This is a genomic window from Gemmatimonadota bacterium, from assembly GCA_016719105.1.
Classification (GTDB): domain Bacteria; phylum Gemmatimonadota; class Gemmatimonadetes; order Gemmatimonadales; family Gemmatimonadaceae; genus SCN-70-22.
In genome coordinates, this window is record JADKAQ010000002.1 from 81,207 (window position 1) to 97,751 (window position 16,545).

Here is a 16,545-nt window from a genome sequence, read left to right on the forward strand (position 1 = left end):
GCTACGCCCGCTTGCGCCTTGCCACGAGGAACAGCGGCACGGCGATCATGACGAGGTACGCCGCCATCGCGAACGGCGAGTTGGCGCCTAACGCCCCCATCGCCTCTTCCATGTCGAAGGCGCCGTCGAACGGCTTGGCGGCGAGCGCGGCGAGGATGACCCCCATGATGGCACCGCCGGCGATGAGTCCGTACGAGAAGAGGACGCCAGGCCCGCTGTCGGCCTCCGGTTCCTCGCGCTCCTCGGGGCCCAGCTTGCGATCGATGAGCCAGCGCAGCACCCTATCCACGAACATCGTGGCCGAGGTCGAGATGGGGAGGTACGCGTCGACCGCGATGGGGAGCGACGGGAGGCCGAGGATTTCGAGGGCGATGGCGAGGAAGACGCGCGTCACGATCGTCGACTTGGCGCCGTTGAGGAAGTGAATCATCCCGCCCACGAGGAGCGCGGAGGTCACGGCGCCGAAGACGAGGCCGATCTGCTGGCGCTTGGGGGTGGCGCCGACCAGGAAGCCGGTCTTGAGATGCTGCGACGTCGCCGCCGCCACGGCGGCCGAGACGCAGACCACGCCGCCGATGGACAGGGCGAGGACGCGGTGCTCGATCCCGGTCCACCCCACCGCCAGGAACAAGAGTGCGGTCATCAGCACGGTCGCAACCGTCATCCCCGAGATGGGGTTCGAGCTGACGCCGATTGGCCCTACGACTGTGTCTCGCTCGCGCGGAGCACCGGGGCGAGGCGCCGCGGGCGGAAGCGGCGCCAGGCCAGCGCGCCGATGGCGAGGAGCACGGCCACCGGGATGACAGTCCCTAACGAGGCGATGAAGGCGGCGACGAAGCGGACGAAGTTGCGCCACGCGTCCTTGAACGCCTCGCCGAGGATGTTCTCCCCCGGGGTGGGGCTCACGAGCGGGGCGCGCTCGTGCACGGTGACGGTGAGCGTGCTGGTGGCAACGCGCGTCTTGAGGTAACGCAGGCGCCCCTCGTAGCGCTCGATCTCCTCACGCACACGGGCCAGCTCGCGCTCGACGTTCAGGACGTCCTCCAGCTTGCCCGCGCGCGTGGCCAGGAGCGTCACGAGGCGCTCCTCGAGTCGGCGCGCATTCGCGGTGCGGGCCGACAGGTCGACGAACTCCTCGCCGACGTCCTCGGCCGTGGAGTTGACCGTCTCGACCTTGCCGATGGGGCGCAGCCCGGCCAGCGCCTCGTCGTACCGCGCCGAGGGGACCTTGAGCTCGATGGTGGCGCTGCGCACTTCGTAGGCGCCGGCCGACAGCGAGGTGTTGCCGACCCATCCGCCTAACGCGGTGGCGATGCGCTGCACGGCGGCGATGGCGAGTTCGAGCGAGTCGACCTGCACCGAGGCGGTCCCGGTGCGGATGATCATCGACGTCGCCGACGCCGCTCCCCCCTGGGCGGCGGTGGCCTGGTCCAGCGTCGCCTGCGCCCCACCCTCGGCGGACACCTTCTCCGACGAGATTCCGCGCGCCGCGATCGCCTCGGGGGCGGCGACCATGTCCGCGGCAGGGGCGGGGCTCGCGAGGGACGACTCGCTGGGGAGGAGCGCCTGACGGCCCGAGGCACGGTCTCCGCAGGCGGCGACCAGGGCGGCCGCGACGAGTGAGAGCGGGATGAGGGAGCGAAGCGGGCGCGACATGGTGCGTCTCCAGGAGGCTGAGAGGGATGCCCGGCGGGTGATCCGCCGGTCTGGAAGGGAGACGTCGCCCGACGCCGAACTTGCACACGCCGGGTGTCGCTCCCCCGAATCAGCACGCGGCACCGTGCGCGTTCTCGGCTCATGACCGCTCCCCCGACCGTCGCAACCGGGGTGGGTTAGCTTTCCCGCACTTCTTTCCCAGACGTCATGCGATTCCTGTCGCGCCGCGCCGCAGCCCCGCTCCTCGTTCCGTTCGCTTCGCTCGCACTGTCGGCGCCGGTCGCCGGCCAGCGGGGGGGCGCCAAGGCTGCCGACATCTCGGCGCCGGTGAGCGACCTGCGGTACGAGGTGTCCTTCACCAGGGCGACGGCGGCCGAGCGGGTCCTCAAGGTCACGACGCGTTTCGCGGTCACCGGGCGGGAGCCCGTCCTGCTCTCGCTCCCGGCGTGGACCCCCGGGGCATACGAGCTGTCGTTCTTCGCCCGCCACGTCCACCAGTTTGCGGCCACCTCCGACGGCAGGCCGCTCACGTGGGACAAGCTCGACGCCGACACCTGGCGCATTGCACCTGCCGGCGCGAAGGCCGTGACGGTCACGTTCGACTATCGTGCCGACTCGCTGGACAATGCGATGGCGTGGTCGCGCGACGACTTCGCCTTCTTCAACGGGACCAACCTCTTCCTCTATCCCGAGGGGCGTGACCCGGCGTTCGGCGCGACGGTGACCGTCACGACCGAGCCGACGTGGAAGGTGACGACCGGCATGCCGGCGGGCGGGGCGCGCAGCTACAGCGCGCGCAACTACCACGACCTGGTCGACATGCCCTTCTTCGTCGGGGCGTTCGATGTCGACTCGCAACAGGTGCAGGGCAAGTGGGTGCGCGTGGCATCGTATCCCGAGGGGCAGCTGGCGCGCGACGAGCGTCGCACCTTCTGGGAGCAGGTGCAACGCATGTTCCCGCCGATGATCGACGCGATGGGGGGCGACGTGCCGTACGACACGTACACGATCCTCACCGTCTTCGACTCGTCGTCGCAGGGGGGGAGCGCGCTGGAGCACGCCAACTCGCACCTCGGCATCTACACGCCGTACATCATCGGCAACCCCGCATTCCCGTCCATCACGGCGCACGAGATCTTTCACCTGTGGAACGTGAAGCGGATGCGCCCGACCGACATGGTCCCGTACCGCTACGATCGGGCGCAGCCCACCACGTGGCTCTGGGTGAGCGAGGGGATCACCGACTACTACGCCGATCTCGCATTGGTGCGCGGCGGCGTCATCGACTCCACCGACTTCCTGGCGGTGACGACCGGGAAGATCGAGGAGGTCGCCGCGGCCCCCGCCGTCGCGCTCGAGGACGCGTCGCTCTCCACGTGGATGCACCCGACCGACGGGACCGGGTACCTCTACTATCCCAAGGGGTCGCTCGCCGGGCTGCTGCTCGACATCCTCATTCGCGACGCCAGCGACAACGCGGCGGGGCTCGATGACGTGATGCGCGAGGTGTACCAGAAGACGTACAAGACGGGGAAGGGGTTCACCGCCCAGGACTGGTGGGGGGCGGTGACGCGCGCCGCGAAGGGGAAGGGCTTCACCGACTTCAACGCGCGCTACATCGACGGCCGCGAGCCGTTCCCGTGGGGCACCACGTTGCCGCTGGCGGGGCTCAGGCTCAAGGTCGACACGCTGCGCGAGCCGCGCATCGGCGTACTCACGGCGATGGACTCCGCGGGGACGGCGGTGGTCGTCACTGAGCTGGAGCCGGGTGGCGCCGCCGAGGCCGCCGGGGTGAAGTCGGGGGACGAGTTGATCAGCGTGGGCGAGATCCCGGTGGCCGAGGGGTTCGGGACGAAGTTCCGCGCCCGGTACGGAAAGGCCGAAGGGCAGCAGATCCCGCTCAAGGTGAAGCGAGGCGGACGTGAACTCACGCTGACGATTGCGGTGCGCATGTCGATCAGCACGTCGCAGCGGATCATCTTCGACCCCTCGGCCTCGCCCAAGGCGCGGCGCGTGCGGCGCGGGATCATGACGGGGAAGGTCGACCCGTAGCCTCCCGCGCCACGACACGGCGGGGAAACGACGACGGGGGCGCCAGGTGGCGCCCCCGTCGTGCGTTGCATCTGTCGGGATCGGGCGGCTAGCTCGTCACCTTGGGGGCGACGTACTTGGTGATCCACCCCAGCACCTCGTTGTACCACAGGCGCGAGTTCTGCGGCTTGAGGATCCAGTGCCCCTCGTCGGGATAGACCAGGAAGCGCGACGGGACCCCCTGCCGCTGGAGCGCGGTGAAGAGCGATACGCCTTCGTAGTACGGGACGCGGAAGTCCTGCTCGCCATGGATCACGAGCATCGGGGTCTTCATGTCCTGCGCCGACAGGTGCGGCGACCAGCGGCGGTACTGCTCGTCCATCGCCTTCTTCTGCCAGAACGGGCCCCCGAACTCCCAGTCGGTGAACCAGATCTCCTCGGTGGCGCCGTACATGTTCTCGAGGTTGAAGATGCCGGCGTGCGAGACGAGCGCCTTGAAGCGATCGGTGTGCCCGGCGATCCAGTTGACCATGTAGCCGCCGTAGGAGCCACCGGCAGCCGCAACGCGGGACCCGTCCATCCACGGGTTCTTCATCAGCGCGGCGTCGAGCCCCTTCATGAGGTCGTCGTACGCCTTGCCTCCCCAGTCCTTCGTCACGCCGTCGGTGAAGGCCTGCCCATAGCCCGTCGAGCCGCGCGGGTTGATGGCGACCACCGCGGCACCGATCGAGGCAAAGAGCTGGAAGCTCCAGCGCCCGCCCCAGTTGTCGAGCCACGCCCCCTGCGGGCCGCCGTGGATGAGGAAGACCACCGGGTACTTCCTGGCCGGGTCGAAGTTGGGGGGCTTCACGACGAAGCCGTGCACCGAATCGCCTAACGCACCGGCGAACCAGAAGTCCTCGGCCGGGTTGAGCGACAGCTGGGCGATGGCGGCGTCGTTTTCGTGCGTGAGCTGGCGCTCGCGCCCCACGGGTTCGCGCGACGGGATCTCGGCGCGCACCCAGACCTCGGCCGGCGTGTGCGCCGCATCGCGCAACCAGGCCATCGTGCGCCCGTCGCGCGAGAGGGTGAAGCCGACGTTGTTGTTGGCGGTGATCTCGGCCGTGGGGGCGCCGATGGCGACGCCGCTCGCGGTGAGGGCGAAGCGGAAGAGCTTGTCGCGCCCGTGATCGCCGGTCCCGACGAACACGCTTCGACTGTCAGGGGTGAAGAAGTACGATTCGGCGTTGCGGTCCCACGCGGGGGCGACCTCGCGAGCGGTGCGCGCCGCGCGGTCGTACAGGAAGAGGCGCCAGCGGTCGGCCTCGAAGCCGGCGCGCGCCTGTGAGGCGTACGCGATGAAGCGGCCGTCGGGCGAGTAGACCGGGTTCTGGTCGGCCCCCTTGTTGCTGGCGGTGATGACGGTCGGCGCGCCGCCGGTCACCGGCACTGTGTAGACGTTGACGTCGGTGGACCAGGCGTCCTCGCGTCCGGCATCCTTGGCGGTGTACGCCACTTCGCGTCCGTCCGGGGCGAAGGCATACCCTTCGCTGCCACCGAAGGGCGGGACCGGCACGTCATAGCGCGCCCCGGCGGTGAGGTCCTGCAGGGCGCTGCCGTCAGGCGCAACCACGAAGAGGTGCGAGCGCGCCCCCTCGTCCCAGCTCGTCCAGTGGCGATAGAGCAGCGTTTCGGTGACGCGCGCCTTGACCTTGCTGGCGTCCTTGGCCTTGTCGCGCGCCGCGTTGCACGCGTCGTCGCCGCAATCGGGGTAGACCGACGACGTGAAGGCGATGCGGTCGCCGGTGGGCGACCAGACCGGGCCCGATGCACCGCCGTTGAGCGTCGTCAGGCGGCGCGGCGCGCTCCCGTCGGCGGCGGCGACCCACAACTGCCCCTGGGCGATGTACGCCACGCGCGTCCCGTCGGGTGACCAGCGCGCCTCGGTGGCCGGCACCGAATCGTTGGGCCAGCGGCGCGGGGCCCCGCCCGCCACCGGGATCACGTAGGTCGCCGGGAGTCGACGGTTGGCCTCCACATCGGTGGTGCGCACGGCGTAGAGGACGCGCGCGCCATCCGGGGAGAGCTGGGGATCGGCTACGGCGCGCAGGCGAGCGTTGTCATCCCAGGTGATGGCGCGGCGTGCCTGGGCCTGCAGTGGGGTGCTGGCGAGCGGCGAACCGCCAACGAGCGCGGCCGCGGCCAGGACCGAGAGGAGAAGCGAAGGCGATCGCATGGCGAACTCGGTGTTCGGGTGAAACGACAGCTACATCTTCACGCACGCATTGGGGCGCTGGTATCGGGGAGCGGGGCGCGCGTTGTCGGACTTGTACCACTCGACCTTGGCCGCGTCGCGCGCCGGCGCGCCGCGATAGGACCCGCGCATCATCGCCTCGATCTCGTCGGCCTCGCGCGGGAGGCCGCAGCTCACCCACTCGACCCCCTCTTCCGTCACCACATAGTCGTCCTCGATGCGCACGCCGATGTCGGCGTACTTGCGCACCGTGGCCCCGATGGCCGCCACCAACTGCGCGTTGCGGGGCGTCTTCGGGAGGATGTCGAGCAGGTTGCCTCGCACGTAGATCCCCGGCTCGATCGTGAAGGCGCTCCCCGGGTTCACGATCCCCGTGTAGTAGTACTGGTCGGGATCGTGCACCTCGAGGCCGATGCCGTGACCCAGCCCGTGCATGTAGTAGAGCCCTACCTGCGAGCACTGCCGCTGCTGCGTCCCCTCGCCACAGTCGTACGTGGCGTCCGGTGACTCGATGAGGCCGAGTCGTGCGAGCCCGGCGGCGATCACGGCGCGCGCAGAGTCGCTCATCGTGCGCGCCGGCTTCCCCGGCTTGATGTTGCGCTCGGCGGCGGCCTGCGCGTCGCGCACGACCTGGTACACGGCGCGCTGCTCGGGCGTGAAGGTTCCGCTCACCGGAAACGAGCGCGTGATGTCCGCAGCGTAGCCTTGGTACTGCGCCGCTACGTCCATCACGATGATGTCGCCCGCCTTCACGAAGCGGTCGTCCTTGTTGTAGTGCAGCGTGGTGGAGTTCTCCCCGGAGCCGACGATCGAGGCGTAGGCCGGGCGGTCGGCGCCGTTGCGCCGGAACATGTACTCCACCAGCGCCTGGATCTCGAACTCGTTCATCCCCGGCTCCACGGCGAGCATCGCCTCACGATGCGCGTCCATCGAGACGGCGACCGCCTTGCGAATGATCTCCAGCTCGGCCGCGCTCTTGGTGCCGCGCAGTTTGGCGACCACGGTATTGGCGCTGGCGATGGAGAGCGTGGGGCGAGCCGCCCGCAACTCGCGCACGAAGCGGTCGTCGCCGTTCAGCGTATCGCCCCCCTCCGACAGGTCGGCGAGGACGCGCAGCGTCGAGGCGCCGTCGAGCGCCGAGTCGAGCGCGGGCTGGAACTCGCCGATCGGGCGAGCGGCGAGACCGGTGAGCTGACCCGCGAGGGTGGGGCCGTTCCGTTTTCCACTCCACACTTCCTGTGCCGGGTTCTTCCCCTGCACGAAGAGCGTCCAGCGGACGTTGTCCCCCTTGCGGGTCATGAGCAGCGTGGCGTCGGCCTCGCGATAGCCCGTGAGATAGAGAAAGCCGGGCGACTGGAAGAACGACATGTAGTCCTGCACCGGCGATACCGCGCCCCGCGCGACGAAGACGCCGTCGCCCAATTGCTCGGCGAGCGCGGCGCGGCGGGCGGCGTGTTCGGCGAGCGGGACCTGCGCCGCCAGCGGCAACGCGCACAGCGCCGCGAGCGAGAGGGCCGCGAGGAGGGGGGCGGGGCGTGACGCGAGTCGTCGCATGATGGGGGCAGGACGGGTGGGCTACTTCAGCACGGCCTTGGCGATCGTCTGCAGCTGCATGTTGGACGTTCCTTCGTAGATCGTCCCGATCTTGGCGTCACGGTAGAACTTCTCGACCGGGTAATCCTTGGTGTAGCCGTACCCGCCGAGCAGCTCGACGCAGAGCGAGGTGGTGCGTTCGCACACCTGCGACGAGAAGAGCTTGGCCATGGCCCCTTCGCGGGCGATGTCGTGCCCGGCGTCCTTCAGGCGGGCGGCGTTGTACACCATGAGCCGCGCCGCCTCCACTTCAGTGGCCGCCTGCGCCACCTGGAACTGGATTCCTTGGAACTCGGCGAGTGCCTTGCCGAACTGACGGCGTTCCTTCAGGTAGGCAGTCGCTGCGGCGAGTGCTCCCTGCGCGACCCCGATCATCTGCGCCCCAATCCCGATGCGCCCCACGTTGAGCGTATCGATGGCGATCTTGTACCCCTGTCCCACCGTGCCGAGTACGTTGGCGTTGGGGACGCGGCAGTTGTCGAGCAGGAGTTCGACCGTGCTCGAGGCACGGATGCCGAGCTTGTCTTCCTTCTTGCCCACGGCAAAGCCGGGGAATTCGCGCTCGACGATGAAGGCGGTGATCCCCTTGTAGCCGGCGGTGGGGTTGGCATTGGCAAAGACGATGTAGATCCCGGCCTCGGCGCCGTTGGTGATCCACAGCTTGCGTCCGTTGAGGACCCAGTCGTCGCCGTCACGCTCCGCGCGCGTGGCGAGCGCGAAGGCGTCGGAGCCGGACCCTGCCTCGGAGAGCGCGTACGACCCGACGGTCCCCGCGGTGAGTCGCGTGAGGTACTCGGCCTTCTGCGCGTCGGTGCCGTAGGTGCGCAGCGGGTACTCGACCAGCGTGTTCTGCACGTCGACGAGGATTGCGGCCGACGCGTCGACCTTGCTCAGCTCCTCGACGGCGAGGGCGACCATCATCAGCGAGCCGCCGGCACCGCCGTGCGCTTCGTCGACTTCGATCCCCATGAGGCCGAGTTCGAAGACCTTGGCGATGATCGAGGAGTCGACCTTGCCGTTGCGCTCCATCTCCGCCACCAGGGGGCGGACTTCCTCGTCGGCAAAGGCGGCGACAGCGTCGCGAAACAGGAGCTCGTCTTCGGAGAACGTCGTAAGTGGGGCGGTCATGGGAGTGTTGCGGTCGAGTGGGCGCGGCCGGGGCGTTTCGGTGCCGCCATCGGGCCCCGATAATGTAGCGCGCGGAATCCCTGATACGACGACGGGCGCCTCCCTGGGAAGGCGCCCGCTATCGGTGGCGTGGTCAGGCCAGGTGCGGCGATGCTACACGCCGTACTCGCCCGTCGCCGTTCCGGGGAGGGCCGCGACCACCGGCTCGTTCCACCCGGCCTCCTCTGTCGACTTCCGACGCACGCGCCACTTCTCGAGGGCGAGGTAGAGCGTGGGGAGGACGAAGAGGGTGAGGATGGTGCTCGTGATCAGCCCGCCGATGACCACGCTGGCCAGCGGACGCTGCACCTCGCTCCCCGGGCTGTGCGAGAGCGCCATCGGGACGAAGCCCAGGCTCGCCACCAACGCGGTCATGAGCACCGGGCGCAAACGATCGGCAGCGCCGCGGCGCACCGCGAGATCGAGCGGGAGTCCGCCGGCACGCAGCGCGTTCATGTGCGAGACGAGCACGACGCCGTTGAGCACCGCGATGCCGAACAGCGCGATGAAGCCGATGCTGGCCGACAGGTTGAGGTTGAGCCCGCGCAGCCAGAGCACCGCGATCCCGCCGACGAGGGCGAAGGGCACGTTGGTGAGGACGAGGAACGACTGCGTGATGGAGCGGAACGAGGCGAAGAGCAGCAGGTAGATGAGGAGGAGCGCCGCCGGAACGACGATGGTGAGGCGCCCCATCGCCCGTTGCTGGTTCTCGTACTGCCCGCCCCACTCGAGGAAGGTCCCCGCGGGGAGTTGCACCTCGCGGGCGATGCGCGCACGCACCTCCTGCACGAAGCTCCCCAGGTCTCGCCCGCGCACGTTGCTGAGCACGAGCGCTCGCCGCTGCCCGTCCTCGTGGCCGATGAGTTCCGGCCCGGTCGTGGAGACGAGTTCCGCCACCGCCGTCAGGGGGACCATCGCACCGGACGGGGTGCGGATGGTGAGCTGCGACAGCGCCGAGATGTCGTTGCGCTGCGCGTCGGGGTAGCGCACCACCATCCCGATGCGCCGCGGCCCGTCGACCAGTTCGCTCGCCACCTGCGACCCCATCGCCAGCTCGACCGGACGCTGCACATCGGCGACCGACAGCCCGTACTGCGCCAGGGCGTCGCGCTTGATGCGAATGGCGATCTGTCCCGACCCTTCGCTCACCTCGACGGCGGCGTCGGCGTTGCCGGGGATCGTGCTGATGATCGACAGCATCTGCGCGGCCAGGCGCTGGTTCTGCTCGATGTTGTTGCTGACGACCTTGATGCCGAGGTCCGTCTTGATCCCGCTCTCGGCCTCATCCAGTCGCATCTGCAGCGGCTGCGTGAACGAGATCTCGAGGCCGGGGATCACCGCGAGCACCGAGTCGAACACGGTGACCAGTCCGTCCTGGTCTTTCGCCGTCGTCCACTCGTCCTGCGGCTTGAGGATGACGTACATGTCCCCCTCGAACAGCCCCATCGCCTCGGTCGCGAGGTCGGGGCGCCCTTCCTTGGTCACCACCGTCACCACTTCGGGGAACTTCCGGATGATGCGCTCGGCCTGCTGCGACAGCCGGGTCGCCTCATCCAGCGAGATGGACGGGAGACGACGCGAGGTGATCAGGATCGATCCCTCGTTGAGCTTGGGCATGAACTCGGTCCCGATCCATCCTAACGAGGCCACCGCAATGGCGACGAGCACGACCGACACGCCGACGATCTGGAAGCCGCGGGCCAGGATCCACTCCAGTCCATTCGCGTACTTCCGGTTGAGCGACTCGAAGAACGGGCTCGGCTTCTCCTCGTGATGGTGCAGGAGCCAGCCACTGATCGACGGGATGTAGGTGAGCGCGAGCAGGAGCGAGCCGAGCACCGCCGTCACCACCGTGAAGGCCATCGGCTTGAACATGCGCCCTTCCATCCCGTCGAGCGTGAAGATCGGGATGTAGACCGCGACGATGATGGCGATGCCGAACAGGATCGGGCGCCCCACCTCGACCGCCGCCGAGCGGAAGAGCGTGAACCGTTCGCTTTCCCGGCCGTGCTCCAGGCGTCGCACGAAGTTCTCCACCATCACCACCGACGCGTCGACGATGAGGCCGAAGTCGAGCGCACCGAGGCTCATCAGGTTGGCCGAATAGCCGAAGAAGAACATCCCGCCAAAGGCGATGAGCATCGAGAGCGGGATGACCGAGGCGACGATGAGCGAGGCCCGCACGTTGCGCAGGAAGAGGAAGAGCACCGCGATGACGAGGAGCCCTCCCTCGATCAGGTTCTTCGCCAGCGTCCGCGTCGTGCGCCCCACCAGGTCGGTCTGGTCGTAGAACGGGGTGATCTCCACGTGGGCCGGAATCGCGGCGCGGATCTCCTCCATGCGCTCGCGCACCGCCTTGATCACGCGCCGGGAGTCGGCCCCCTTGAGCTTGAGCACCATCCCGCTCACGACTTCGCCGGCGCCGTCCTTCGTGACGGCCCCCTGCCGCGGGAGCGCACCGATCTTCACCTCGGCCACGTCGGCCACGCGCACCGGCATCCCGTTGGCGGAGGCAATCACGATCTGCTCGATGTCGCGCGCCCGGTCCACGCGCCCGAGGCCGCGCAGCGTGTAGCGCTCGCCCCCCGTCTCGAGGTAGGAGCCGCCGAACGACATGTTGTTGTCGGCGAGCGCCCGATGCACGTCATCGATCGTCAGGCGGCGCGCCGTCAGGCGCGTCGGGTCCACCTCGACCTGGATCTGCTCCGTGTACCCGCCCCACGTGTTCACCTCGGACACACCGGGCACGGTGCGCAGGCGCGGGCGGATGGTGTACTCCTGCAGCGTCTTGAGTTCGGTGAGCGAGAGCGAGTCGCTGGTGACCACGTACTGGTACAACTCGCCCATCGGCGTCGAGACGGGGCCTAACGTGGCCTCCACCCCCGCCGGCAACGATCCCTTCGCGTCGTTGAGCCGCTGCTGCACCAGCGTCCGCGCGAAGTAGATGTCCATCTTGTCGGGGAACGGGACCGTGATGAGCGACAGCCCGAACTTCGACACCGAGCGCACCTGGTCGGCCCCCTGGATCCCCATCAGCGAGGACTCCAACGGGTAGGTCACGAGGCGCTCCACATCTTCCGGCGCCATCCCCGGGGCGACGGTGATCACCTCGACGCGCGTCCCCGTGAGGTCGGGGAAGGCATCGAACGGGACGCGCATCAGCGCGAACAGCCCGAGCCCGACGATCGTCAGGACGCCACCGATGACAAACAGCCGGTTGCGGAGCGAAAACTCGATGAGCTTCTGCATGCTCAGCCTCCGCGCCGCTTCAGGATCTCGGCCTTCGCCACCGAGGCCCCGCCCACGATCACGACCGTGCCGGTGTCGACCCCGCTCAGGATCTCGGCCAGCGTCCCGGTGCGACGCCCCACACGCACGCGGATCGCCTGCAGCTGCATGCCCTCGCCACGCGGCGCGGCGGCGATCACGACCGTATCCCCCTCGAATGACTGCACCGCACCCGACGGGACCACCGACACCAGCCCGGCCGCCGCACCCGAGAGCTCTGCATTCGCGAACATCTCCGGCTTGAGGATCGAGCGCGTGTCCTTCACCGCGGCGTGTACCTCGACCGTGCGCGTCAGCGTATCGACCGATGGGAAGACCCGCGACACCGTCGCCTGAAAGCGCTCGCTGGGTGCCGCGCTCACCGTGAAGCTTACCGGGGCTCCGACGCGCGCCGCCGCGGAGGCCGCGTCGGGGACCTGCAGTACCAACGTGAGCGCCGTCGTGCGGCTGACGGTGACCAGCGGGGCGCCCACCAGGACCACGTTGCCGGGTTGCACCTCGCGGGTGATCAACAGCCCATCCAGCGGGGCACGCACGAGCACCCAGTGCGGGTCGACCCCCGCCACCTCGGGGCCGTCGCCCAGCAGGTGCTCCAGGAACTCCTCGGCGCGCGCCAGCTCCGCGGCCGCACTCTCGCGCGTCGCCTCGGCGTCGGTGCGCATCCCGCGCAGCTTCTCGAGTTCCGCCAGCGACAGCGCCTTGAGTCCGTACAGCCGCTCGCCGCGATCTGAGGCGCTCCGCGCCACGCGCAGGTCCGAGTCGGCGCGCGTGAGGTCCGCCTTCGCGCGCGACAGCGCCGCGCGCGCATCCATCATCTCGTGGCTGTGGATCGCCACCAGCAGCTGGCCCTTTCGGACGCGGTCGCCCGGCATCGCGTAGACCTTCACCACGCGCCCCTCGACGATCGAGCCGATCGGTTCCGTGCTCGCCTGGTCGAGCGTGAGGCGACCCGGCGCGCGCCAGGTGTCGCGCCACGCCGCGCGCGTGACCGCCCCCGTCGTGAAGCCGGCGATCTTGACCGACTCGGCCGACAGCAGCGCCGTGTCGGCGGGAGCCGACGTCGCCGCGTCGCCCGTGGCCGGGATGCTTGCCCCCTCGCCCTGGCCGGAACAGCCGACGGCGACGGCGAGGAGGACGGTTCGTGCGAAACGGGGACGCATCACGGCTTCTCCAGGAGCGGCGCCCCAAGGGCGCGATTGAGCTCGAGCGTGGCCAGGTGGATTTCCACCGTCCAGCGCAGGGCAGCGGCGCGCGATTCCGCGCGCGCGCGTTGGGCCTCGACCAGTTCCATCAGCGACAGGGCGCCCTCGCGGTACGCCCCCTCGGCGATCTGCGCGACTTCGGCGGCCCGCGCGTCGATCCCCGCAGTCCCCGCCTCCAGCGCCTCGCGCATCGCCGCCACACCGCGCAGCGCCGCGACCACCTCGCCACGCACGCGCAGTTCGGCATCCCGCAACTCGGCCTGCGCCACGAGCGATTCCCCCTTCGTGCGTTCGCGCAGCCCCTCGTTCCGGCTAAACAGCGGCAGCGGTACGATCACGCCGAGCACCTTGGTGGTGTAGCCGCTCGTCACCTTGTAGCCCGTCACGAGCTGCAGGTCGGGGACGATCCCCCGGCGCTCGGCGGCGGCCCGGTGCTCCGCCTCGCTCGCCGCATGGCGAAAGGCGGCCAGGTCGGGGCGCTGTGCCAGCGCGCGCGTCAGTGCGGTCGGTTCGTCGAGCGCCGTGACCGGGACCGTGGCCGTGGCGAGGCGCGCCAGCGGGGGGAGCGAATCCTCGGGGAGCCCGAGCACCCGGGCGAGATCGCTGCGCGAGCGCGCCGCCTCGATACGCGCCGTCGCTTCGGCGATGCGCGCGCGGTCGGCTTCGAGCCGCGTCCGAATCGCCGCCACCTCGGCCACCGCCCCCTCGCGGAAGCGCGTGGCGTCGAAGCTCGCGATGTTCTCGCGCGCCTGGCGCTCCTCGGTCGCCGCCGAGAGCAGTTCGCTCCCGAGCGCCGCCCGCCAGTAGGCGCGCATCACGTCACCCTCGAGCTGCCGAGCGACGGCGCTCGAATCGGCCCGCCCCCGCGCGACCAGCTCGCCTCCTGCCGATCGCACCGCGAAGCGCCGTCCGGTCACGTCGAGCGGGATCTGCAGCGTGCCGAAGATGTCGGGCTGCAGCGGGCTGGTGAGGTTCTCCCGTCGCCACTCCAGCGTCGGGTTGGGAAAGGCGCCGTCGTTGCGCGCGCGCCCCTGCGCCACCAGGCGGCGGGCGTGGGCCGTCACGGCGAGCGGGCCGCGGGCGCGGGCGATGGCCACGGCCTGGTGAACCGTGAGCGCGGCGTCTGCCCCGCGATCCTGCCCGTGGAGGGGCAAGGCGGAGGCGAGCAGGACGCAGGTCGTGCCAAGGACGAGTCTCATGGCTCGCATCCTACTCCCGGGCAATGAACGGATTGTGAACGACGTTCAGACTTTCTAACCGGGAGGACAACGCTCGGCATGGTCCGAGCGCTGGGCAGGGCCGTCGGGCCGCGCCGCCCGGGTAGGGCCGCGCGCCAGGGCCCCGGGGCGGGATCGGTTGATCGGGCCGGGATTACGGCTGTGGAAACCCGGCGCTGCCCCCGGTGCGTAGCCGCGATGCGGAGAGGAGCGGGCTAGCGCTGCTCCAGCGAGCCGATGCTTCCGGCCGTGCGATGGACCGACGGCGCCTGCGACTGCCAGAGCACGGGTTGAAGGAACGCGCGGGCCGCACGCATCGCGGCCTCACCCCGGGCGTCGTTCGCCAGATCGCGTGTGCCCTCGGGGTCGGCCTCGAGATCGTAGACCTCGAAGTGCGTCGGCGTGCGCACCTGCTCGATGACCAACTGGCCGCCCAGGACGACGCTCCGCCATCCACGGGTCGTGCTGGCGGGCGACTCGGGGGTCCACGTGCCGCTGGAGAACGAGGCGAGGATCGGACTGACAGGGCGCGTGCTGCCGACGGCTGTGGTGTCCCAGTGATGCGACAGGGTGCGTCCGGGGAGCTCGGCGGACTTTGGTCCCATGGCCAGCACGGTCGCGGCGACGTCGCGCAGCGACACGAAGTCCCGAACGCGAAGTCCGGCCGGCGCGCGACCCGGAGCGCGGACCAGCAGGGGGACGTGCAGCAGCTGCGGATAGAGCGTGTTCGCGTGCTCCCACTTCTTGTGTTCCCCGAAGTGCTCGCCGTGATCGGACGTGACGATCACGACCGTCTCGTCGAGCACCCCGCGCGCCTTCAGGGAGTCGAGCAGGGCCCCGAGGTCGTGATCGAGTGAAGCGAGCGACTCCTCGTACGCGTGCAATTCGCCTTGCACCTGTGACGGTGTCATGGCGGCCTTGCCGAGCCGGAAGCCGAGCCCCCCGAGGCCGTACCGTGTCATCTCGTTGCGGCGAACCGAGTCGGGGCCGAAGCGGCCGCGGAACGGCGCCGGTGGGGCATAGACCTCGTGCGCGTCCATGTAGTTGACGACGGCGAAGAAGGGGCGCCGCGCGGTGCGCTGGTCGAGCCACTCCAGCAGCTCCGCGTTTGCAGCTGGGGCGCGTTTCCGGTTCACCGTATCGTATCGACCGAGCACTCGGCGGAGCCGCGGCCAATAGGCCAGCCGTCGGAGCACTGCGGAACTCACGAGCAGCTGGCGGGCGGAGATGCCGTAGTCCCGATACCGCTGGAATCCGCGCTCCAGCCTGACCTCGGTCGACATCATGTAGTTGGCCATGAAGGCGCCGGTCACGTAGCCGTGCCTCGACAGGACCTGGGCGAGCGTCGTCGTCGTGTCGTCGAGCGGGGTGAGCCAGTCGACGGTGAGTTCGTGCGGATAGCGACCCGTGAGCATGCTGGCGTGCGACGGGACCGTCCACGGCGCGGTGGCGATCGCGCGTTCGAAGACCACGGCCGATTGGGCGAGGGAATCCAGGCGTGGGGTCGTCGGATCGCTCGCGCCATACAGGCTCATGCTCTGCGCGCGCACGGTGTCGAGGATGAGCAGCAGGACGTTCGGCGCGTCGCTCGGCGGTGCGGGGAGCGCCGCGATCGCCCGCGCTTCGCGCCCGCGCGGCACGAGGATCATCGTGGCGGCCAGCACCGCGACGGCGCCGCCCAGCGGGACCAACGTGCGGCGGGCGAGCCGGTCGAGCCCCTCGCCGTTCGTTAGGCGCCCCACCTGCGTGCCAACGCCGGCGGCCAGGATCAGCGCCGCCCACTGGCTGAGCTGCGGGAACAGCAGGGTGATCGACCAGGTCGCGAGGAAGGCCAGCGCCGTCGTCGCGAGCTGCAACGCCCGCGCCGGTGACCGGCGCTGGAGCGGATGGAGCGCGGTCGCCAGGACCGTGCCGACGACGAGAAACACCACCAGCCCGGCGAGCGGCGACATCCACGCGATGTGGGCGGGTGCGTAGATCCGCATCCGCCCGAACCACGTATGCTGGACCAGCGGCACGATCCCCTCGACCATTCCGGTCGCGAGCCCCAGCCACGCGGCGCGTACCACGACGCGGCGCGTCGTGGACAGGGATCGGTCACTCACGGGGGCCGCGGGCGGCATGGTGCGAGCGTCAGGTGGGGGCAGTTGACGGTCCG

Annotated in this window: 10 protein-coding genes; 1 reads left to right on the plus strand and 9 read right to left on the minus strand. The window is 69.8% G+C overall.

Going from position 1 to position 16,545, the window contains the following annotated elements:
- Position 1: 1 nt before the first annotated feature.
- Entirely contained in the window at positions 2 to 664 is a 663-nt protein-coding gene (locus tag IPN47_04030) for an OPT/YSL family transporter (protein MBK9407215.1), read from the minus strand.
- Between the two features lie 35 nt (positions 665 to 699).
- The gene (locus IPN47_04035; protein MBK9407216.1) at positions 700 to 1,656 is read right to left on the minus strand and encodes a DUF4349 domain-containing protein; all 957 of its coding nucleotides are present in this window, start codon (positions 1,654 to 1,656) and stop codon (positions 700 to 702) included.
- A 207-nt stretch (positions 1,657 to 1,863) separates the two neighbouring features.
- On the opposite strand from IPN47_04035, the gene IPN47_04040 reads away from it, so the two are divergent.
- Positions 1,864 to 3,708, plus strand: a complete 1,845-nt coding sequence (locus IPN47_04040; protein MBK9407217.1) for a M61 family metallopeptidase — start codon at positions 1,864 to 1,866, stop codon at positions 3,706 to 3,708.
- An 88-nt stretch (positions 3,709 to 3,796) separates the two neighbouring features.
- On the opposite strand, the gene IPN47_04045 is transcribed toward IPN47_04040, so the two are convergent.
- The 7 genes from IPN47_04045 to IPN47_04075 all read right to left on the minus strand — a co-directional run bounded on the left by IPN47_04045 (position 3,797) and on the right by IPN47_04075 (position 16,492).
- On the minus strand, positions 3,797 to 5,902 hold the full coding sequence (locus IPN47_04045) for a S9 family peptidase (protein ID MBK9407218.1): 2,106 nt from the start codon (positions 5,900 to 5,902) through the stop codon (positions 3,797 to 3,799).
- A gap of 30 nt (positions 5,903 to 5,932) precedes the next feature.
- A complete protein-coding gene (locus IPN47_04050) occupies positions 5,933 to 7,474 on the minus strand; it encodes an aminopeptidase P N-terminal domain-containing protein (protein MBK9407219.1) in 1,542 nt (513 codons plus the stop codon).
- A 21-nt stretch (positions 7,475 to 7,495) separates the two neighbouring features.
- Complete coding sequence (locus tag IPN47_04055; GenBank protein MBK9407220.1) at positions 7,496 to 8,641, minus strand: acyl-CoA dehydrogenase family protein; 1,146 nt, start codon at positions 8,639 to 8,641, stop codon at positions 7,496 to 7,498.
- Positions 8,642 to 8,794: 153 nt separating this feature from the next.
- Entirely contained in the window at positions 8,795 to 11,929 is a 3,135-nt protein-coding gene (locus tag IPN47_04060) for an efflux RND transporter permease subunit (protein MBK9407221.1), read from the minus strand.
- Positions 11,930 to 11,931: 2 nt separating this feature from the next.
- Complete coding sequence (locus IPN47_04065) at positions 11,932 to 13,131, minus strand: efflux RND transporter periplasmic adaptor subunit (GenBank protein MBK9407222.1); 1,200 nt, start codon at positions 13,129 to 13,131, stop codon at positions 11,932 to 11,934.
- Positions 13,128 to 14,369, minus strand: coding sequence for a TolC family protein (locus IPN47_04070; GenBank protein ID MBK9407223.1), 1,242 nt, complete (start codon positions 14,367 to 14,369; stop codon positions 13,128 to 13,130). The genes IPN47_04065 and IPN47_04070 overlap by 4 nt, the downstream gene beginning before the upstream one ends.
- Positions 14,370 to 14,602: 233 nt before the next feature.
- The gene (locus IPN47_04075) at positions 14,603 to 16,492 is read right to left on the minus strand and encodes a sulfatase (GenBank protein ID MBK9407224.1); all 1,890 of its coding nucleotides are present in this window, start codon (positions 16,490 to 16,492) and stop codon (positions 14,603 to 14,605) included.
- Between the last annotated feature and the right edge of the window lie 53 nt (positions 16,493 to 16,545).